The organism is Candidatus Nitrospira nitrificans (assembly GCF_001458775.1).
Classification (GTDB): Bacteria; Nitrospirota; Nitrospiria; order Nitrospirales; family Nitrospiraceae; genus Nitrospira_D; species Nitrospira_D nitrificans.
In genome coordinates, this window is record NZ_CZPZ01000016.1 from 38585 (window position 1) to 58481 (window position 19897).

General features: G+C 56.8%; 21 protein-coding genes. 13 read left to right on the forward strand and 8 right to left on the reverse strand.

Features of this window, described 5'->3' with window-relative positions; all coding sequences use genetic code 11:
- Positions 1-146 precede the first annotated feature (146 nt).
- From COMA2_RS11470 to COMA2_RS11480, 3 genes are read right to left on the reverse strand one after another with little or no spacing between them, the layout of a single operon-like run.
- Entirely contained in the window at positions 147-983 is an 837-nt protein-coding gene (locus COMA2_RS11470) for a DUF3471 domain-containing protein (protein WP_090898040.1), read from the reverse strand.
- A gap of 44 nt (positions 984-1027) precedes the next feature.
- Positions 1028-1873, reverse strand: coding sequence for a serine hydrolase domain-containing protein (locus tag COMA2_RS11475; protein WP_090898043.1), 846 nt, complete (start codon positions 1871-1873; stop codon positions 1028-1030).
- Between the two features lie 7 nt (positions 1874-1880).
- Entirely contained in the window at positions 1881-2693 is an 813-nt protein-coding gene (locus COMA2_RS11480; protein ID WP_175304551.1) for a uroporphyrinogen-III synthase, read from the reverse strand.
- A 140-nt stretch (positions 2694-2833) separates the two neighbouring features.
- On the opposite strand from COMA2_RS11480, the gene COMA2_RS11485 reads away from it, so the two are divergent.
- The 3 genes from COMA2_RS11485 to COMA2_RS11495 all read left to right on the forward strand — a co-directional run bounded on the left by COMA2_RS11485 (position 2834) and on the right by COMA2_RS11495 (position 6088).
- A complete protein-coding gene (locus tag COMA2_RS11485; protein WP_090898049.1) occupies positions 2834-3277 on the forward strand; it encodes a VOC family protein in 444 nt (147 codons plus the stop codon).
- Positions 3278-3406: 129 nt separating this feature from the next.
- The gene (locus COMA2_RS11490) at positions 3407-5038 is read left to right on the forward strand and encodes an MBL fold metallo-hydrolase (RefSeq protein ID WP_090898052.1); all 1632 of its coding nucleotides are present in this window, start codon (positions 3407-3409) and stop codon (positions 5036-5038) included.
- Between the two features lie 27 nt (positions 5039-5065).
- Entirely contained in the window at positions 5066-6088 is a 1023-nt protein-coding gene (locus COMA2_RS11495) for an NAD-dependent epimerase (RefSeq protein WP_090898055.1), read from the forward strand.
- A 17-nt stretch (positions 6089-6105) separates the two neighbouring features.
- Here COMA2_RS11495 and COMA2_RS11500 read toward each other — a convergent pair whose 3' ends face one another.
- Positions 6106-6669 carry a hypothetical protein gene (locus COMA2_RS11500; RefSeq protein WP_139077296.1) on the reverse strand — a complete coding sequence of 188 codons (564 nt, stop codon included), beginning with the start codon at positions 6667-6669 and terminating at the stop codon, positions 6106-6108.
- 166 nt (positions 6670-6835) lie between these two features.
- On the opposite strand from COMA2_RS11500, the gene COMA2_RS11505 reads away from it, so the two are divergent.
- Complete coding sequence (locus COMA2_RS11505; RefSeq protein WP_245630980.1) at positions 6836-9010, forward strand: monovalent cation:proton antiporter family protein; 2175 nt, start codon at positions 6836-6838, stop codon at positions 9008-9010.
- Here COMA2_RS11505 and COMA2_RS11510 read toward each other — a convergent pair.
- Together COMA2_RS11510 and COMA2_RS11515 are read right to left on the reverse strand one after the other, a co-directional pair.
- Entirely contained in the window at positions 9007-9666 is a 660-nt protein-coding gene (locus tag COMA2_RS11510) for a S16 family serine protease (protein ID WP_090898059.1), read from the reverse strand. The genes COMA2_RS11505 and COMA2_RS11510 overlap by 4 nt on opposite strands.
- Positions 9654-10736 (reverse strand): Rieske 2Fe-2S domain-containing protein, encoded by a 1083-nt coding sequence (locus COMA2_RS11515; RefSeq protein WP_090898061.1) that lies wholly within the window; start codon positions 10734-10736, stop codon positions 9654-9656. Before COMA2_RS11515 ends, COMA2_RS11510 begins: the two co-directional genes overlap by 13 nt.
- Positions 10737-10940: 204 nt before the next feature.
- Here COMA2_RS11515 and COMA2_RS11520 point away from each other — a divergent pair, with 204 nt between their 5' ends.
- The 5 genes from COMA2_RS11520 to COMA2_RS11540 all read left to right on the forward strand — a co-directional run bounded on the left by COMA2_RS11520 (position 10941) and on the right by COMA2_RS11540 (position 14283).
- On the forward strand, positions 10941-11471 hold the full coding sequence (locus COMA2_RS11520; protein ID WP_090898064.1) for a DsrE/DsrF/DrsH-like family protein: 531 nt from the start codon (positions 10941-10943) through the stop codon (positions 11469-11471).
- 27 nt (positions 11472-11498) lie between these two features.
- Positions 11499-11744 carry a sulfurtransferase TusA family protein gene (locus COMA2_RS11525; protein ID WP_090898066.1) on the forward strand — a complete coding sequence of 82 codons (246 nt, stop codon included), beginning with the start codon at positions 11499-11501 and terminating at the stop codon, positions 11742-11744.
- A gap of 92 nt (positions 11745-11836) precedes the next feature.
- Positions 11837-13303 carry a glutamate formimidoyltransferase gene (gene ftcD, locus COMA2_RS11530; protein WP_090898068.1) on the forward strand — a complete coding sequence of 489 codons (1467 nt, stop codon included), beginning with the start codon at positions 11837-11839 and terminating at the stop codon, positions 13301-13303.
- A gap of 72 nt (positions 13304-13375) precedes the next feature.
- Positions 13376-13570, forward strand: coding sequence for a 30S ribosomal protein S21 (gene rpsU / locus COMA2_RS11535; protein WP_087473173.1), 195 nt, complete (start codon positions 13376-13378; stop codon positions 13568-13570).
- Between the two features lie 53 nt (positions 13571-13623).
- On the forward strand, positions 13624-14283 hold the full coding sequence (locus COMA2_RS11540) for an endonuclease III domain-containing protein (RefSeq protein WP_090898071.1): 660 nt from the start codon (positions 13624-13626) through the stop codon (positions 14281-14283).
- A 77-nt stretch (positions 14284-14360) separates the two neighbouring features.
- Here the strand turns inward: COMA2_RS11540 and COMA2_RS11545 are convergent, their stop codons facing one another.
- Together COMA2_RS11545 and COMA2_RS11550 are read right to left on the reverse strand one after the other, a co-directional pair.
- Complete coding sequence (locus COMA2_RS11545; RefSeq protein ID WP_090898073.1) at positions 14361-14780, reverse strand: DsrE/DsrF/DrsH-like family protein; 420 nt, start codon at positions 14778-14780, stop codon at positions 14361-14363.
- 2 nt (positions 14781-14782) lie between these two features.
- A complete protein-coding gene (locus COMA2_RS11550) occupies positions 14783-15160 on the reverse strand; it encodes a hypothetical protein (protein ID WP_090898076.1) in 378 nt (125 codons plus the stop codon).
- A 137-nt stretch (positions 15161-15297) separates the two neighbouring features.
- Between COMA2_RS11550 and COMA2_RS11555 the strand changes: the two genes are divergently transcribed.
- The 4 genes from COMA2_RS11555 to COMA2_RS19800 all read left to right on the forward strand — a co-directional run bounded on the left by COMA2_RS11555 (position 15298) and on the right by COMA2_RS19800 (position 19656).
- Positions 15298-15729 carry a PGPGW domain-containing protein gene (locus tag COMA2_RS11555; RefSeq protein WP_090898077.1) on the forward strand — a complete coding sequence of 144 codons (432 nt, stop codon included), beginning with the start codon at positions 15298-15300 and terminating at the stop codon, positions 15727-15729.
- A gap of 117 nt (positions 15730-15846) precedes the next feature.
- Positions 15847-18507 carry a DNA polymerase I gene (polA, locus tag COMA2_RS11560; RefSeq protein ID WP_090898079.1) on the forward strand — a complete coding sequence of 887 codons (2661 nt, stop codon included), beginning with the start codon at positions 15847-15849 and terminating at the stop codon, positions 18505-18507.
- A 272-nt stretch (positions 18508-18779) separates the two neighbouring features.
- Complete coding sequence (locus COMA2_RS11565) at positions 18780-19037, forward strand: hypothetical protein (protein WP_090898081.1); 258 nt, start codon at positions 18780-18782, stop codon at positions 19035-19037.
- A 391-nt stretch (positions 19038-19428) separates the two neighbouring features.
- Positions 19429-19656 carry a hypothetical protein gene (locus COMA2_RS19800; RefSeq protein ID WP_139077297.1) on the forward strand — a complete coding sequence of 76 codons (228 nt, stop codon included), beginning with the start codon at positions 19429-19431 and terminating at the stop codon, positions 19654-19656.
- Positions 19657-19897: the final 241 nt, after the last annotated feature.

A 19897-nucleotide genomic window follows, 5' to 3' on the forward strand; every position in this document is an offset into this window, starting at 1 on the left:
TCTTCACACAATCCGTAAACGCGAGAACTTGTTCGGAGTATGATATGCGAGTCTCATTGCCTTCCATGCAATTGCATGGAAGGCACCGCCCTTCATGGAAGCCTCAGGTGAATGTCGCATAAACGAATGGCGGCTGACTGTGTTTGTCAGGCACGCACAAAGACATACTCTCCCGCCGAGACTCTTTGTTTGAGAGCCGTAATCTCCCCCTGCTCTTCGACAAATTCATAGACCACGTCGGAATATCTCTCGACACGGAACTGCAGATCCTTGTAATGGATCAGCTTTTCGTCTGGGTCCCCCGGGAATACGATGTACAAATTGCCTCCCTGCCCGAGAACCACTTGGAATTTGAACATAGCCGGGGTCTTATAAGTTCCGGCAAGTTGTTGCAGACGCTCGGGAACCGGAGGCTCGGCAATACGCATAAATGGCACATCAGCATCGTCCAAGGACATCACCGCCTTGTCCACTTCCCCTTGGGGATTCGTAAGAAAGTTCACTGACCATTTTCCGTGACACTCATCATCCAGCGTATCGAAGCGGTCATAGTGAAAATGGAACAAAGGAAACTTGAGCTTATGAAAGGCGAACTGGAGTTGCTCTCCGGTAAGCCCGATCTTCAATCTCCCATATGCCGGATGCTCATAGTCGCCCGCGTAGTCCGCGAGGGAGTGGGACGGGTGTGTGTGTGGCACGCGCCCAACATTCGCTTTCGACCGTGCCGCGGTCCCGGCCTTTTTCCCTTGCTTCGCCACCTCCAGCCATCTTTCGCTCCAGGGAGTCAGATCCAGGTCCAAGAGGCGCTCATAGATGCCAAAACCGATGATGTCGCGGAGGGCAGCGCAGTGGTCCCCGATGACAAAGACAATGACTCCGATGCGATCGAGGGGGAGGTAAGAGATTTGCGAATGGAAGCCGCGTATGGTTCCACCGTGGCGCGTAAGCAGATGCCCTCGGTAGGAGTGGAGCTGTCGCCCCATTCCATACCCACCCTCTATGAGTTCCCAAAATCCCTTCGTCTCGCCTAACACGTTGGGAAGTGCGATAGCTGGTCCAGCGTCGCCTTGAGCACGTGCCGAGGAAGGACTTCCCGCCCGAGATAGGTCCCTTCATTCATCAAGGCGATGAGCCACCGGGACATGTCCTGAATGTTGCCAATGATCGCTCCGCCTGGGGCTACTCCACCCATCTCCTCATAGTAGGGGATCTTATAGATCTCACTGGTGTCACGTTTTTCGGTGAAGGGGACGACATAGTCGGATTGTTTCAGCATATCCGCGATGGTGTAGACGGTACTACTCATGTCCAACGGGTTGAGGATCCTTTCACGAACGAACTCTTCCCAGGTTTGGCCGGTCTGCAATTCAATGAGATAGCCGACCGCTGCATACATCAAATTGTTGTACAGGAAGGTCTGCCGCAACGGTGCCTGTGGTTCTAAATACTTCAATCGCTCGAAGAGCTCCTTGCGGCTGAACTCGGCCTCATACCAGATCGTATCGTGTCGGGTGATGCCGGTGCGATGAGCCAGCATATCCCGCAAGGTGACCGTGTTGTTCAGCGCATCGTTGTAAAACCGAATACGAGGCACCGCATCACGGACAGGCATATCCCATGTCAATTTCCCTTCCGCTACGAGAAGTCCTGCCGCTACCGCCGTGAAGAGCTTGGTGTTGGACGCAATCGGGCATAATGTGGCCGGCGTGAAGGGCAAGTGTTTTTCATAGTCCCGGTAGCCATAACCTTTGGCAAATGCCAGCTTGTCATCCACCACGATCCCCACTCCGACGCCTGGTGCGTTCCAGTCTTTCAGGAGTTGCTCCACATCAATGTCAAAGTCTTTGAGTTTCTCGGATAGCGCGTTTTCCATATCATCTCTACCGTTTTCGATCGAGAATGCGCATAGTCCGCTCAGCCACTTCTTTCACCAAGATTCCCATCTTCGGATGTGACGGTTCGACATCAACCGGCCAGTCGAAATGGCGCAATCGTTCGCTTGCGGTCGGACCGATTGAAGCGACGACCAGCTTCTCTATCGCCGTTCGAAACTGTTCCACCTTTCCATCTTGCTCCAGCACCCGCATGACATGATCGACCTGCGCGGCATTGGTGATCAGTATCACCTGAACTCGTCCGGCAATGATTTGATCGAGTGCAAGACGAATCAGACCAAGATCCTCCGGCAGGGCCCATTTGTAGATGGGCACCGGAAACACTTCGGCGCCCCGCTGCTCCAGCGCTTTCACGAGATCAGGATTGGAGACTCCGTATTCTTGAACGGCAACCCGCAATCCCCTTACAGGGCGATGCTGATCGAGGACTGAAATGAGATCGACCCAGGTATTGGGTTCCGGCACCGTGAGGGTTGCTTGGAGACCAAAACGCTTGAGGGCCGCAACCGGCTTCGGCCCTCGTGCGACGATCACCGTGCCTTCGAGTGCCGCGACAATCGATGGCCAGGAACAGCGCGCCTTCAGCAGATCGAACAACGCGGTGACCCCAACTCCCGTCAGTAGGATGAGCACATCCACCCGTCCAACCATGAGCCGAACACCGAACTCCTGTGCCCTCCGATTGTCCTCCAGCGGGACTTCTCGCAGAACGGGAGCAACCAGCGGCCGTCCGCCGCACCGCTCGATCATGCGGGTAATCTCGGTGGCCATCCGGCTCTCGAAGGCAGCGACTGTCATGCCGTTGAACGCCATGGATGTGCTGATTTTATCATAGCCATCGAGCCTGAAGAGGACGCCGGTTTTGCCATTGACGCCCTGCCGTCGGTCTCCCTACTATACAACGTATTCACTGGCTCAACGATGAACGAGTTCTCCCTATGACCGTTCCACTCCATCGAGGTCTCCGTCACTTGGCGCTGCGCGTGATCGACCTTCCTCGCTCTCGCCGATTCTATGAAGAGTTACTCGGGATGCGTGTCGTCTGGGAGCCTGATCCGGAGAACGTCTATTTCAGCTCTGGGGTCGATAACCTGGCGCTTCATCAGATCTCAAAGGATGAACTGAGTTCCTACGACCCCTCGAAGACTCAACTCCTCGATCACATGGGCGTGATGTGCGACAGTCCGCAGGCCGTCGACCAGATGTACCGAGCCATCGTCCCGAAGATTGCATCTCTGGGCGGGCGGATCGCCAAAGAGCCCAAGCAGCACCGGGACGATAGTTATTCATTCTATTTTGCCGATCCTGACGGCAACCTGATCCAGGCTCTCTATGAACCGACGATCAGCAAGATCAGGATAGGACTGGGTGACGAGGACTGATGGCTGAAGTCGCGCGAATTATAGGCGGTCTGCCAAAGGTCGTGTCTACGCGACGAATACCGGCTCGCGCTTCTACGGCCAGGGCGAAATCCTTTGAACCTCTGTCCTCGGTCCCCAGTCCTGACTAGCATGAGCCAGATCTTTGGCAGCGTCCCCAACAATCACTACGTGAGCCTCGCCCCCTGGTGTTGGGTGCAATTGGAAAGCGCGGAAGCGCCCGGGCCGTTCCCGTTCATGGGAGGGGTGGCCCCTGAAGTCGTCGCCGGTCTTCAAGAGGCCCATAGCCTCCTCTCCAGCGCGATCGATACGGCCATCAGCGATGTCTTCTCCAAGCGGGCGCCGCTCGACGATCCTGATCGCCGGCGCCGTCTGGAAAATGCGTATGCCGAGTTGGTCAACGCGCGGCCTTACCTGAAGCAACACATTCGCTGCGGCCGTCGACCGGATGGAACCTTTCAGTGGGAATTTCCGACCGATCCGAGCAAATCCGCCGCCGTCACCAACGGTGGCCTCCGCGTCTTTCATGCGATCAATCACCAAGCCCTTCCGTTCGGTTTCAATCAACTTCCCCTGGGTCCGACTGTCGGAAGATTACTCGGCCGACTCGATGGGACCCATACGGCCGACGAGATTCGCTCCGTGGTGTCGGCACTACCGCGTGACTCCCAGGGCCTGCTGACGAGACTGTTAGAGCTCCTGCAGCTGCGGGGATGCTTGATCACGTCAACCACCGCTTCGACGAGCCGACACTGGTTCGATGTCGTTCAAGATCAGGACATGGTACACCTGGGACATGCGGCCCTCCTCTACCGACAACGTCATACCCTGCTCCTCTTCGATCCATGGCTTTTGCCGTGGTTTGCCGAGTCACCGACACCATCGCTCTGGGGAGGGCTCCTGCCAAGACCCGCCGCAGTGTTCCTGACGCACGATCACGACGACCACGTCGATCCCCGCACCCTGCTCCATTTGCCGAAAGACATCCCGATCATCGTCCCCAGTCGGCGCAATCGGACACAGTTGTTCTTCGATTATCACGGACTGCTCGCGGAATTAGGGTTTGAACAGGTCATCGAGCTCGCGCATGGCGAAAGCTGGGCCTTTGAAGGCGGCGCGGTCGTCTCTGTCCCCTTCTACGGGGAAGATCCGTGCGATCTGAGAATGCCGAGAAATTGCTATCTGATCTCGGATCGGGGATACAACGTGCTCGTTCATGCGGACAGCGGCCCGACGAACGACGGCCGGTCTGCGCTCAAGGACAATGTCATCCAACGGTTGGTCGGGCAATACGGACCGATTTCGCTGGTGCTCGCCTCACAACAGCAGTTACGTGAAATTCGAAGTCACGCGGCCCACGCCCCCCTCTCCCACCCAGGCAAATGGTTGGATGTCGGCGAAAACGGCTATCTCACGAATGCCTATCTGGCAGAGGTCTGCGCGGCCGCCCACGCACGGTTGTTTGTGTCCTATGCCACCGGGGGAGCCGATTGGTACCCCGATCACTTGTCCTTCATGTTCAGCCGCCGCAATCCCGCTAGAACTGCGTTATTGACGGCGCACTGGGAGCCGCCTGAAAAATTGAAGGACCTTCTTGCTTCGCTGGAGTGTCGATATCATTATGCTCAAGCACTGGATCTGTACCGAGCAGCGGGCACCCGTGAGGTAGAAGTGATTGCCGCGGGGGATGCCCTTGCTCCGCTGACTCTGTATCGGTTGGATCATGGCGATCCACCGTTTATGAAGTCCGGCAAGAAACGGTAGCATCTTTTCTTTCTGTAAGGAGTCCATATGACCGGAACGCAGCCGCCGATTCTTGTCACAGGTGCCGCGGGGTTCATCGGGTTTCACGTGGTCAAGCGCCTCTTGGACCGTGGCGATCACGTGATCGGCCTCGACAATATCAACGACTACTACGATGTGCGCTTGAAACAGGCCCGCCTGGCCCAATTGACGCCGCACGAACGATTCCGTTTCGTCAAACTCGACCTCGCCAACCGGCAAGGGATGCGGGACCTCTTTGCCGACACAGTCATACAGCGGGTCGTTCATCTCGCGGCCCAAGCGGGCGTGCGCTATTCACTCGTCAACCCTCACGCCTATACCGAAAGCAACATCGAAGGATTCTTGAATATTCTGGAAGGCTGCAGGCACACTCAGGTCGAACACCTCGTCTATGCGTCATCGAGTTCCGTTTACGGCGGCAATACACATATGCCGTTTTCCGTGCATGACAATGTGGACCATCCGGTCTCGCTGTATGCCGCCAGCAAGAAGGCCAATGAGCTGATGGCTCACTGTTATGCGCATCTGTATCACCTGCCTTGCACAGGCCTTCGTTTCTTCACCGTGTATGGACCTTGGGGACGCCCCGATATGGCCCTCTTCATCTTTACGAAGGCCATCCTGGAGGGCCAACCGATTGAAGTCTTCAATCACGGCAAGATGAAACGCGATTTCACCTATGTGGACGACATCGTCGAGGGAGTCATTCGGACGCTTGATCATCCTGCGACGGCCGATTCAGCATGGTCGGGAGAGAAGCCGGATCCAGGAACCAGCTCGGCTCCGGCTCGAATCTATAATATCGGCAACCATCAGCCGGTCGAGCTGCTGCACTTCATCGACGTATTAGAGCGCTCGCTGGGGAAGAAGGCGGAGAAGAGACTGATGCCGTTACAGCCTGGAGACGTCCCTGCGACATATGCCGATATCGACGATCTTTCCAACGACGTCGGATTCAAGCCGACGACACCGGTCGAAGTGGGAATACCCCGTTTTGTGAAGTGGTATCGTGAGTTCTATAGGGTCTAAAGGTCGCGGTCTAAAATCTAGAAACATCCAATAGGTACGAATCCCGTGCCAAAGAGTCTCGACAGCGCGATATAGCGCGCATTATCGTAAAAAGAATGGCTTGGCATTCGCTGAGTACGCCCGGTGACATCTCCCCCATAGGAAGGGTCGGATCCGAAAAACATCCCTCCACGGGTCCTCTGCACAAGTTGTATCCATTCCATGTATAACGCGCACACTTCGGCCTGTATTGAGCCGGAAGCCGTGTTGCTCGCATGCCAGTCACGCGCCCAATCCGGCACTTGGCGCCCTTCTGTTCCAATGGCGCGGTCTTGGTAGGAAGGGATCTGATACTGTGGTTCGCCGGCAATCGTGGTTCGGGGAAGTGTCGGCATATTCTCCAAATCAGGCACGACGGAAAGCGGCTTGAGCGCCATGGCACGGCAACTGATCCGCTCCTTGTTGGTGTAGATTGAACTGCCATCGGCTTGAGGACAGTCCCAGGTTATCCCCGATCCGGACTCGGCATCCGAGAATGCCGGAGAAGCGGAAAAGACCGCCAGCATCGCAGCGAGGAAAGAACATATCCGCGTCGGCCTCATGGGACACCTCCAAATCATGTGACGAAGGCGCCAGGACCTCGTCCCCCGTCGTCAGTTCTGTGAAACCCGCCTCCACACCCTACTCAATACTTTCTTCTTTGGTCTATGCCCCTTTAGAGGGAGAACTCCAGGACTGGAGCGGCGCGCCACGATTGCTCGATCGATCATGGCCAACGCCTTGTCCAACGCACAAACCTCAGGTATCCTGCGCATCTACCGATCGACTGAAAGAACGTGCTGGCACGATGACCACCCCCAGCTCCAACAGATCGTCGGATCGTTTGATTCCGAAGCGGCATCAGGCAAGACGAACGACAAGATACGACTCACGATGACGGACTACAGCGTACTCGGAAATTTGCTGCTGATCTACACCGTCTCCATCGCCGTGGTGTTTCTGTTTCATCAATTCCGGCTGCCGTCCATCGCCGGGTTTCTCGTCGCCGGAGCCTTGATCGGCCCTCACGGGCTCAATCTGATTTCTGATATCGCGACGGTACAAGTGCTGGCGGAAATCGGGATTGTGTTGCTTCTGTTTACCATCGGTATCGAATTCTCGCTGAGGCAACTGACCTCGCTGCGGCGACTGCTCTTGATCGCCGCTCCGATCCAAGTCGGGGGAGTCATCGTGTGCGCGTGGCTCGGCGGAACGCTGGCCGGGTTGCCGGCATCGCAGGCGATCTTCTGGGGCTTTCTGCTCTCGCTGAGCAGCACGGCCATCGTGTTGAAGGGGTTGGCTGCCAACGGGGACAGCGATTCGCCTCACGGACGAGCCACCATCGGCATCCTGGTCTTCCAAGACCTGGCCGTCGTCCCCATGATCTTGCTGACGCCCATTCTCGCCAGTCCCGACGGCGGCTCGCTGACGCCCGTGCTGCTCTCGTTGGGCAAGTCTCTGTTGGTGGTCGCCTGTATCGTCGCGGCCGCGTGGTATGCGGTCCCCAGACTGCTCGAACATATCGTTCGCAGCCGAAGCCGGGAACTCTTCTTGTTGACCATCATTGTCATGTGCCTCGGCATTGCTTGGTTGACCTCTCTCGGCGGGCTTTCGCTTGCTCTGGGAGCTTTCATCGCGGGACTCGTGATTTCCGAATCGGAGTACAGCCACCAAGCGATCGCAGAAGTGCTGCCCTTTCGTGACAGTTTCAACAGTCTGTTCTTTGTCTCGATCGGCATCCTGATGGATTGGCGGATCCTGCTGGAGTATCCGCTCGTCGTGCCCGGGGTGTTGCTTGTCGTGCTACTCGTCAAGCTTGTCGCCGGAACGGGAGCCGTCTTAGCCGTCTCCGTGCCTCCCCGCTCCGCCGTCATGACCGGCATCGCCCTCGCGCAGGTGGGTGAATTCAGTTTTATCCTGGCGCAAGTCGGCCTGGAGAATAAGCTCTTGTCCGGACCGCCCTACCAAATCTTTTTGGCGGTCTCGATTTGCTCCATGATCATCACACCGCTCCTGATGCAATGGTCTCCCCATCTCGCGCGACGCGTCGAGGCCGTCCAACGCCTTCGCCGCTGGTTTCCCGGACAGACCACCGCTCATGTGCTGGAGGCCGAGGGACGGCATCTCCGCATCAAGGACCATGTGATTATCGTGGGGTATGGATTGAACGGGCGCAATCTCGCTCGCGTCTTGAGCGAGACGGAAGTGCCGCATATCGCCTTGGATCTGGATGGTGACACGGTGCGCCGCGAGGCAGCCCATGGCTTGCCCCTCTATTATGGCGACGCGACGAATCCGAATGTGTTGCGGCATGTGAAAATCGACGATGCGCGAGTCCTGGTCGTCGCCATCTCCGATCCGTTCATAGCCCGCCGGACCGTACAGGTGGCCCGAGCCTTGAATCCGAAGATTCATATCGTCGTGAGAACTCGCTATTTGCGGGAATTAGAGGAGCTCCATCAGCTGGGCGCCGACGATGTCGTCCCGGAAGAATTTGAAACGTCGATTGAAATCTTTGCGCTCGTCCTCCGCACCTACAACATGCCGCAAGATTTCGTCATGCGGAAAGCGGAACAAGTGCGTCGTGAGGGATACGCGCTCCTCCGCCGGAGCGAGCTTCCCGAACTGGCTCACCATCTTCGCGGCGGAACCCTCACTGACGTCGAAGTGGAGACCTGTCGAATCGAGGAGAACTCACCGGCTGCGGGAAAGACGATCGTCCAATTGGCGCTGCGGCCACGGACCGGCGCGTCCATCATTGCCTTGACCAGAAGCGGCGTGACGGAATCCAATCCACCGGAGAAAACCACGCTCCTTGCCGGTGACATCGTCGTCCTGCTCGGAGCGCGCGAAGAGATCAGACGAGCGATGGGATTTATTGCCGCCAATGAGCGCGCGGGCTAGCGGACCGTCATGGCTTGGTAGGCCTCATCGAGTGTGCCCACTTGAATGAGTTGGACTCTCCTGCGAGAGGCGACATCCGTCGAACTGGTCCAGTCCGACGTGAGTACCTGATCCAGCGGGACGATGATGGCTCGATAATGCGCGTTCGCGGCGGCCTCGATTTTCACGGGCAACCCTCCGACCACGTCCAAGCGACCATCCGGAGTGATCTGGCCGGATAACGCCACATCCGATCTGAGCACGCCCCCGCGATGGGCTGCCATAATCGCCACGGCAACGGCGGCGCTGGCGCTCATCCCGTCGGTCAAGGACGTCGCGGAGCGATTTTTGATCGTAATCATCCAGCCATGCCCGCTGTCACCCACGGCATGGAGCACGGCGCGCACGGCCCGGCGGGCTCCTTCCTTCCATTCTTCACCGACGAGGGACCCTCCCCCCAGGTTGACTTCATTGAATTGAATGGTCGGGCCATCTGTCGAGGCAACGTGATCGAGCTGGACTACGATGTAGTTCACGACACCGGGAAGTCCCTCGCCCTGTATGCCCAGAGTCGGGACGGAGACGATGTTGGAGCTCCCGGCATACGCGGGCATCGCTGGCATGGTCGCCAGCATCAGCAGACACGCCAGCCGAAACGACACGGTCAGCTTCGCCACCGAAGCGTCACTCGCTCTTTGAGAGGATGATCAAACGGTCGGCCTGTTTGGACTGACACCTGATGAGCAGCCTTCAATTTGTAGTACCATTTCGCCGGCATATCGGCATCGCCGAGAAACATCGACGAAGGTTTGTGCCGAAGCCCCACCGCCAGATGCTTCATCGCCCGCTCATCCTGGCCGAGAAACATCTTTGTCAATGTACGAAAAATCAAATTGCCGAACGGCAACCAATGCAGCCCGCGCCAGTAGGCCGAAAAATCAATGCGACATTCCATATCGGACACCGGCGTGGCCATCAATCGATTGGCAAGCCACGCCCGTCCACATTGCATGAGCTCCACTCGTTGATTCGGTAACAAGAAGTCGATCGTCGTCGTCAACGGCCCTCCGTAGACGCGTTCCATCCAATGAAACGGACCGCTGTTCTTGGCGGGACGATGCGGAATCATCCGGAAGCCGTTCGGGATCGGCTCGAAGATCTTCGTTTTCTCATGCATGCGCGCATCGCTTCGCCACCATGAATGCACGTAGGGGCCATGCACCGGATCGATGAGACCGATGATGCCATCGTCGGGAGTACAGGTGTAGGTCAATGAGATATGGAACGATTGCCGAGGCTCCGACGGGAGCGGCATGCGTGGAACAGGCGGCAACGGATCGATAGCGCCTCGTTCGTCCGGGAGATAGAGCCAAATCATGCCGTCCGTTTCTTCAGCCGGATAGATCGTGACGCCGATCTTGTCGGTTTGTAAATTCCCCTGTTCGGGCAGGGCGGGAATGCACCGGCAGCGCCCCTTCATGTCGAACTGCCATCCGTGGTACGAACATTCCACTCGTTCCCCGTCGAACCGGCCGAATGACAGAGGCATGCCCCGGTGCGGACAGATATCGCGCATCGCCGCGAGGCCACCGGCTCGATCTCGACAGAGAACGATCGGCAGCCCCAACCTCTGCAGCCCCGTCATCGCGCCCGGACGCAGGGTATGGCTGGGAACGGCCGGGTACCAGAATCCAAAGAGCGGAGCGCTTCTGGAAGATACGATCTCGAGTGATGGTTGTTCGATCATGAGGGTCATTCGATATCGGGAGGACACTCGCCGGACGGGTTTAGCGTAAGCGTAATGGGTTCCGACTATAACGAGGGGATAGAGATAGGTCAAGCAATGCGCGCGCCATACGCGCGATGACCGCTTCCTTGACACCCCGAAGGATCACATACTATTCTCTATTCTGTTCATGCGCGGAATTTGGAAAGATCACGAGGTGAGATCATGATTGCCACACAGATAGAACCGGCGACGGCCTTGGCGCAACTACAGGAATCCAAGCCTGATCGAGTAACGATCGTGTTGCTGAGCGGGGATCTCGATAAGGCCATGGCGGCTTTTATTATCGCCACGGGCGCCGCCGCGATGGGCATGCGTGTGACCATGTTTTTTACGTTTTGGGGACTGAATGCGATTCGACGAAGGGGCGCCACGAGTTCAGCCAAAGATTGGCTTCGGCGGATGTTCGGCCTGCTCAACAAAGGCGGGGCCGATGCGCTTCCGTTATCCCGATTCCACTTCGGTGGGTTGGGAACGAAGATGATGCAGACGGTGATGAAGCAAAACCGGATGCCAGGCGTGCCCGAGCTGATGCAAACGGCTCTCGATCTGGACGTGCGGTTCATCGCCTGCACGACAACGATGGGCCTCATGGGTATCACCAAGGACACCTTGATCGACGGCATCGATCAGTTCGCCGGCGTGACCACGTATCTGGCGGAAGCCAAACAGGGCAGTGTCAATCTGTTCATTTGAATCGTCCACCGAAGCGAGGGTGTTTTCATGATGCAGGCCGATGTCAAACTCGACACCTTGGGGTACTTTTGTCCCATGCCGATCATTCTCACCTCCAAGAAAATCAAAGAGATGGTCTTGGGGCAGGTGCTGGAAGTGGTCTCCGATGATGAGGGCATCAAAAAAGACATGCCGGCTTGGTGTGAAAACACCGGGCATCAAATGGTCGGCTTGGAAGAGGAGCAAGCCAAGTCCGGCCGCATCTATAAGGCGTTCGTGAAGAAGACGAAGTAGCCAGCTCCTGTCAGAAAACGATGGTTAAGCCGGAAGCCGGATGATCGGTCATCGATCCTCCGGCTTTTTCGTTGACATGTGCTGGACCCTCTATGGATCGACTCGTCGAGTGTGTTCCCAATTTCAGTGAAGGTCGGGATCAAGGAACGGTTCACGCCTTGATCGATGCCGTGACGGCGACAGCCGACGTGACTCTGCTCGACCACTCGCTGGATGCGGACCACCACCGGTCGGTACTGACATTCTGTGGTCCCCCGGACGCAATGGTCGAAGCTGCATTTCGGGCCGTTCGGCTCGCGACTGAACTCATCGACCTACGGACACATGTCGGGGTGCATCCCCGCATAGGAGCGACGGATGTAGTGCCGTTTATCCCGATCAAGGGTATGACGATGCAAGATTGCGTCCTGCTTGCGAAGCGACTTGGAGAACGAGTCGGGCGTGAGCTGGGAATCCCCGTTTTCTTGTATGAACGTGCCGCGGGTCGTGCCGACCACGCCCCATTGGAGTCAGTCAGACGTGGAGGGCTCGAAGGACTCACGTTCCGGATGGAGTCAGACCCTGATTGGATTCCCGACTACGGCCCCCCACGACTGCATGGACGCGCGGGAGCGATCGCAATCGGTGCCCGACCTCCGCTGATCGCCTACAACGTGAACCTTCGCTCGACAAACGTCGAGCAAGCCCGGTCCATCGCCAGAGCCGTCCGTCACTCAAGCGGCGGGTTGCCGGCTGTTAAAGCGATCGGCGTAGAACTATCCAGTCGCGGCATGGTGCAGGTCGCCATGAATGTGACCGATTATCTCGTGACGCCTATTCTGACCGTGTTTCAGAGCGTCAAGGCCGAAGCCGCGAAACGCGACATCGAAGTGGCGGGGAGTGAATTGATCGGCCTTGCTCCTCAAGCGGCATTGGACCAGGCAGCCGCTGCCTCGTTGCAGCTCGATCGATTCGATTCCAGCCAGATTCTCGAAACAAGGATCGCCGAGGCGATGCGCAGTACGCATGGACCGGCGCACCCCCTCTCACATTTCCTTGCCGCCGTGGCCGACGCCAAGCCGACGCCGGCCGGTGGTAGCGTCGCGGCATTCGTAGGCGCCCTGGCGGCTTCCTTAGGGGTGATGGGGGCGCGCCTCGCCGGACAGTCGGACAGAGAGCAGCGCTTGCTTGAATTGAGCCGACAGCTCCATCAGCTCGTTCAAACAGATACAGAGGTCTACAATGGACTGATGGATGCGTACAAGATATCTAAACACCAGCCCGACCGCCCCCATGCGATTGTGATGGCGCTCCAACGGGCTACCGAAGTGCCGTTAGAAATCACTGAGCTGTCCTGCGAGGTTGCGCGGTTGCTCCATCCGTTACGCGAGGGGGCGAAGCCGGCCGTCCGATCAGATCTCACGGTAGGACTGGCCCTCGCCATCGCAGCGGCCCAAGCCGGTCTTGTGACCGCCAATACAAATACAAATGCACAACAAAATCATCAACTTGCAGATTCCATACGACATAGAATCGTGCAGGCCACAGAAAGTCTTGAGGAACTCAGGACGTTGTGCTAGACTCCGGCGCCGGATTATTGAAAACCGTAAGCAGCAGGCCCACTTGGCCTGAGAAAGTCGAAAATCACTGGGATGGAAATCAAGGTCTTCAACAACAACGTTGAGAAAGCGCTGAAGGTTGCCAAGAAAAAGCTCGCGGGAGAAGGTCTGTTCCGTGAGCTGAAGCGCCGTCGGTTTTACGAAAAGCCCAGCGTGCGGAAGAAGGCGAAGCAACGCGAAGCTCAACGGCGCCGCCAGAAATGGCTGTCAAAACGGAAGCCTGAGTAGACACGGTTTTCCGCTCGTCTCACCAGCCTCCTCCCCGTTCATGACCATTCTCCATGCGTCAGGAGCAAATCCATGCCGCGATCCGTATTGTCAAGCGGGATATTCCCCGTTGGCAAGGACCGGTCGTTGGGGTCGTAGCCAAAGAGTCAGGCCGCAACCCCTTTCTCATCCTCGTTTCCACTCTCCTCAGTTTGCGAACCAAAGATAAAACGACGAGGGAAGCGGGAGACCGACTCTTCGCCCTGGCTCGCACACCGGCAACCATGTTAGAGCTGCAGCGGAAGAAGATCGAGCAGGCCATTTATCCGGTTGGGTTTTACCGAACGAAAGCCAAATCGATTCTCGAAATCTGCAGCCGCCTGATCGACGACTATGGTGGGAAAGTTCCGGACTCCATCGATGAGCTACTGACCTTACCTGGAGTCGGGAGAAAGACGGCGAATCTTGTCGTCACGATCGGCTTCGGCAAGCCTGGAATCTGTGTCGATATTCACGTCCACCGAATCAGCAACCGGTGGGGGTATATCAAAACGAAGACCCCGGAAGAGTCCGAAACAGTGCTCCGGGAAACACTGCCGAAACAATACTGGATCATCTACAACGATCTACTCGTCCCCTACGGGCAGAACCTGTGCCTTCCGGTCTCGCCGTTGTGCAGCATCTGCAAATTAGCGGGCATGTGCGATCGAGTGGGAGTGACGAAAAGTCGTTAAGCGTGAAGCGTATCTCGTGAAGCGCCATCCGAAGCTCATCTCTTAACAAGAGACGAGCGACGCTTCACGTACGACGTTCAGATAAAGAGTTTCGTCTCCGCGTCGGTGGTCAGGGAAAGAATGGCAGGTAACCCCAGCACTTCATCCACGCTCCTTTCGACTGCGCCGGCATCCACACCCATATATTCCAAGCCGGCGCTGCAAGCGATCAGCCGCAGCTTTCCGACATGCTTGGCATCCTGGAACATCTCGGAAATCTTCGGCACCTTCTTCTCTTTGAGCAACCGGGTAACCTCCTCGGCTGATTCCGCATATTCCGGTGGGAAGTCGATCTGATCGATCTTCCCTTCGGCGAGTTTTTTGATCGTCCAAAACAACAAGACGATGATCACATCTTTCCCCATCGCGGCGGCCGTCATGCCGAGCGTCGCGACCTGATGCAGCTTATCGTACGTGGCGTTGTGGGCGAAGATAACGAATTTGGACGTGGTCGACATCACTATTTCTTCCGGGCTCTGGTCTTCACGCTGTTCACGTAGTCCGTAATCGCGGCGTCGACTTCATCCGCCGTCATGGGGCGATCATGTGTTTCGCTTTCGTCGACCACATACCGGTCCTGATCCTTTTCTTGCTTGAGAATGACGGTGTTTTCAGGAGTGACATCGACCAGCATGAACCATTCTTTCGCCTCCTGTGAAATCACGACCTGCTTGCCTGCGCCCTTTCCGGCAACCTCAATTCGGAGCTCCTGGGCCGTATCGGTAGAGCCTTGGACCATGGAGACAGGAGCAAAGTACCAGGCCGCCGACAGGGCGACATACAAGAGAGCTTTACGGACTTCCACTGCGGCCGGCACCGACTCAGACCGAGACTTCATGCCCGGTGATTATAACGATCAGGTTCGACCGCGTAAACATGAGACTAGCCCGCATTATTCATGACAGTCATGAATAATGCGGGCTAGGACCCGCTTCGCCTTGAGGGGCGCCGAGGCCCATGCTAGGATGCCGACCGATGGACGGGCTTCTTTCAACGGTTCAGCAATACATCTCGACGGAAACCCTCGTGACCCTGACGGCTCTGTCGATTGTCTTTTTTGTGGGATCGTTGATCGCCATCCCCTTCATCCTTGTCCGGATCCCGACGGATTTTTTCGACATCCGTGTGCCGCGCCCTTGGATGGAGAATCATCACCCGGTGCTACGGTTACTCGGCCACCTGGCCAAGAACGTGGTGGGCGCCATCTTTCTGTTTGCAGGCTTCTTGATGCTGTTCCTGCCGGGCCAGGGCATCCTCACGATGTTGATCGGGGTGACGATGCTGGACTTCCCCGGCAAGCGCAAGTTGGAAGCGAAAATGATCGGGCAGCCGGCCGTCCTGAGCACCATCAATGCCATGCGTCAGAAGTTCGGGAAGCCGCCGCTCACGATCGCGCCGGATCCTTAGCTGGAACTCAGATGAACGGACTAGCACTACAACCTTTCATGGACTGACGCTCCTGCTCGGCCATTAGGCCTTAGCCTCTCAGCCCTCTACGAGACGATTCAATAACCGGCACCCCCTATGATATCGCTGCAAACCGACAGACGCCCGATCCTCTATCTGATTGACGGCAGTGCCTACATCTATCGGGCGTTCTTTGCCTTGCCGGCGCTGAACAATTCCAAGGGGCTCCAGACCAACGCGGTCTATGGATTCACGACCACATTGCTCAAGATCATCCGCGAACACAAACCGGACGGGCTTGCGGTAGCCTTCGACGAAAAAGGCCCGACGCTCCGCCACGAGGAGTTCAAGGAATACAAGGCGCAGCGCCCGCCGATGCCGGACGGGATGAAGGCTCAGATTCCCTATATTCATCGTGTGGTGGAGGCGCTGAACATTCCGGCGGCCAGACAGGCCGGCTACGAAGCCGATGACTTGATCGGCACGCTGGCCCGACAGGCGGAGCAGGCCGGCTACGACGTCGTGATCGTCACCGGCGATAAAGACATGCTTCAGCTCGTGACTTCACATGTCCGCATCTACGACCCGGTCAAGGACAAGTGGTCCGGCAACGCGGAATGCGTCGCCAAGTTCGGTGTCGAGCCCGGTCGTGTCATCGAAGTGATGGGTCTGATGGGCGACGCGAGCGACAACATTCCCGGCGTGAAGGGTATCGGCGAAAAGACCGCCATGAAACTCATCGCGCAGTTCGGGACAATCGACGAACTACTACGCCGCCTCGACGAGGTCACGCCTGCCCGCATCAAAACCCTTCTTTCTGAACAGGCGGAGAATGCGCGGCTCAGCCGGAAGCTGGCGACCATCGACATCAGAAGCCCGGTGGAGTTTCACCCCGAATCCTACCGAATCAGGCCGCCGCATGAGGAGCAACTCGCCGAGCTGCTGCGGGAGCTGGAATTCACCTCTCTCCTCAAAAGTCTCCAGCCATCGCCGAAGCCTTCGGAGGCGGCGACCCATGCCACCGTCGTCATCGAAGATGAACCGGCCGCCAAGCGATTTGTCGAGGGGTTATCGAAAGGCGGGCCCCTGGGCTTGCACTGCTTGCTGGCCGGCCAACCAGGCGTCCATACCGACGTCCTTGGCCTGGCCCTCTCGACCCTCAACCAGACGGCGTTCATACCGATTGACGTCCATGCCTACATGCGAACGATCATCGAACTGCTGCATGATCCCACTCACACCAAGACCGTGCACGATCTGAAATCGACGTTGCTGGCGTTCCATCGCATCGGTATCACCTTGGCGCCCCCATACGTGGACACGATGATCGCGGACTATTTGCTCAACCCGAACCGCCGCGACCATAGCCTCGACACGATCATGTTGGAACGGCTCGGTGAACGACTTGGATCACGCAAGCAGGAGAAGGCCCAACCACAGTCGCTGTTCGACGTCGATACCGGATCTCGCGAGGAGACCGCGGAAGCCGCTGCGGCCCTGGCGAAGCTCGAACCACTCCTCATTGAACAGTTGACGGATCAGGGAAGCGTGAAACTCTTCACCGAAGTCGAAATGCCGCTCGTCCCGGTCTTGGCCGACATTGAGCGGAACGGGTTCTTGCTGGATGTCGACGGCCTCCGCGGGTTGAGTCAGGAGCTCGATCGGGAGCTCGCTCGCATGATGGAGACTATTGCCGGAGCGGCCGGAGGGGAATTCAACATCAATTCGCCGAAACAACTCGCGACGGTCCTCTTTGAGAAGCTTGGTCTGAAACCCCTGCGGAAAACGAAGACCGGCTATTCGACCGATGAAGACACCCTCACTCAACTCGCCATGCAGCACGAATTACCAAACCAAATTCTCGGTTATCGAAGTCTGAGCAAGCTCAAGTCGACCTACGTGGATGCGCTGCCGGAACTAGTCCATCGGGAAACGAAACGTCTTCACACCTCCTTGAACCAGACCGTCGCCGCAACCGGACGGCTCTCCTCCACCGATCCGAATCTCCAAAACATTCCCGTGAAAGGCGACTACGGTTTGCGTATCCGGGAGGCCTTCATCGTCCCCAAAGGCCATGAACTGCTCTGCGCCGACTACAGCCAGATCGAGCCGCGCATCCTCGCCCATCTCTCGCAAGATCCGCGCTTGCTCTCCGTCTTTGCCAAAGGCGAGGACATCCATATGGCCACGGCCATGGAAATCTTCGGCCTACCCTCCGGTCAGATCACCCGAGACATGCGCCGCGCGGCCAAGACCGTTGTCTTCGGCATCGTCTACGGCATCAGCCCGTTCGGTCTTTCTCAGAACCTCGGTGTGCCTCAGACCGAGTCGAAGCGATACATCGACACCTTCTTCGAGCGCTTCGCGGCTGTCCGGGCCTTGATGGACCGAAACATCGCCGAGGGGCGCGAGAAAGGCTACACCACCACCATCCTCGGCCGCCGCCGCCCGATTCCTGAGTTGCAGAGCGGCGATCCGGCCCAACGAGGATTCGGAGAGCGCATGGCGGTGAACAGCCCCATCCAAGGTTCCGCGGCGGACTTGATCAAAGTGGCCATGATCAACGTCCACAAGAAGCTTCGCGATGAACTGCCGCGCGTGAAGATGATCCTTCAAGTGCACGACGAGTTGATTTTCGAAGTCCCGGATCATGATCTCGAGGAAGCGAAACGGCTGGTGAAACAGGAAATGGAAGGCGTCGGCAAACGGTTGGGCCTATCGGTGCCGCTCAAAGTCGATCTCGGTGTCGGCAAAAACTGGCGAGTCGCACACCCCTAGCATGGTCTCCAGTTAGCCGCCCCTCTTCACCTAAATAGAAGATTCTCAGATGCGACCATTCCGTTCGACGAACTGCTGCATTGCTGGGCGAGTTGGGTTTCCCTGGTGAAAGTTCGCGCCTCATAGCGAAGAAAACATTCGATCAGCCGGCTTATTCTCCCTCGAGCTTTCTCCGCCTCAAGCACTGTTTCTCTCATCGGTGTAAAATGACGCGTGGTGCATCCCTAACCTGAACCTTCCTCGCTTCATTGGGGAAGAAAAAGGAGGCCGATATGCAGAAGGTACGTCTTTCAGTCGCGTGGGTGATCGCAGGGATGAGTCTTAGCGCATTGATGCTTCTGCTGCTCATGGGACAACAGTTCAACGCGAAAGCACAAGAACCGAAGCGGTTTCAGTACATGATCGTCGAGGTGCTGCCTGACACCCAGAATATGCAAACCAAGTTGAACGAATTTGGGGCAAGCGGGTGGGAGCTCGTGGCAGTCCCGATGGGCAGCATGACCGAGCCGAGGCTGATCTTTAAGAAGTGATACCTGCGACTTATTCAGAGCATTACTGTCACAGCCTTCCCACGAATCATTTAGGACGAAGGAGTTCATTTGATGAGTTGGTCCTCCTGTTGGAATTCTGTCGGTTGCCTGGAGTCCTGGAAAGAAAGTCTGACCTCATTGAGGACCTGGTCAGGCCTTTTAGCCGGTGGCATCACATTATTTGTAGCTATCATGACATTAGTTCTATGGAAATTTGACTCTAGAATTTCTGTTCTTGCAGCTCCCAGGCACTTGACAGAGTGGCAAAAGAAGACTCTCTTGGAAAATCTCAATGGCGTATCAGAAGCCTCGGTATACTTTGGGCTTACTCAACCAGTGATGAGAGTCAGGCGTACGCCGGAGAGTTAAAGGCTATATTTGGTGAAGCAGGATGGCAAACTCACGGCCTATCCTTTTTTATGTCGAAGGGGAACCGTTGCCACAAGGCATAATCGTTCTGGTAAAAAATAATCAGCAGATTACTAACAAAGAAAAGCGCATCATTGATGCCCTGAAAGCTGCCGGGCTAGAAATGGTTTCCCATTCTGCTACAGAAACGGGAGATCATAATCTAACAGGTTCTGTCGGCATTCGAATCGGTGTAAGGCCCAGAATGTGAGTAGGGGCAAGAAAGATGTTGGAAGTGTTTTCTAAACTCACAACCAATGAGTCGCCCTCCATTGACATGACTCCAGCATGGATAGCCGAATACGATAGAGAATAGATGGCTGAGCTGTATAAGTCAAGACTTCATCGGACAGACAGCGAGTCCTCACCGGGTTTACGCCGCTAGGATTTTTTCCTTCGCCAAGGGCACACTGTCCAGGAACGTGTGCATCGGGGTCTTGCCATAACACCAA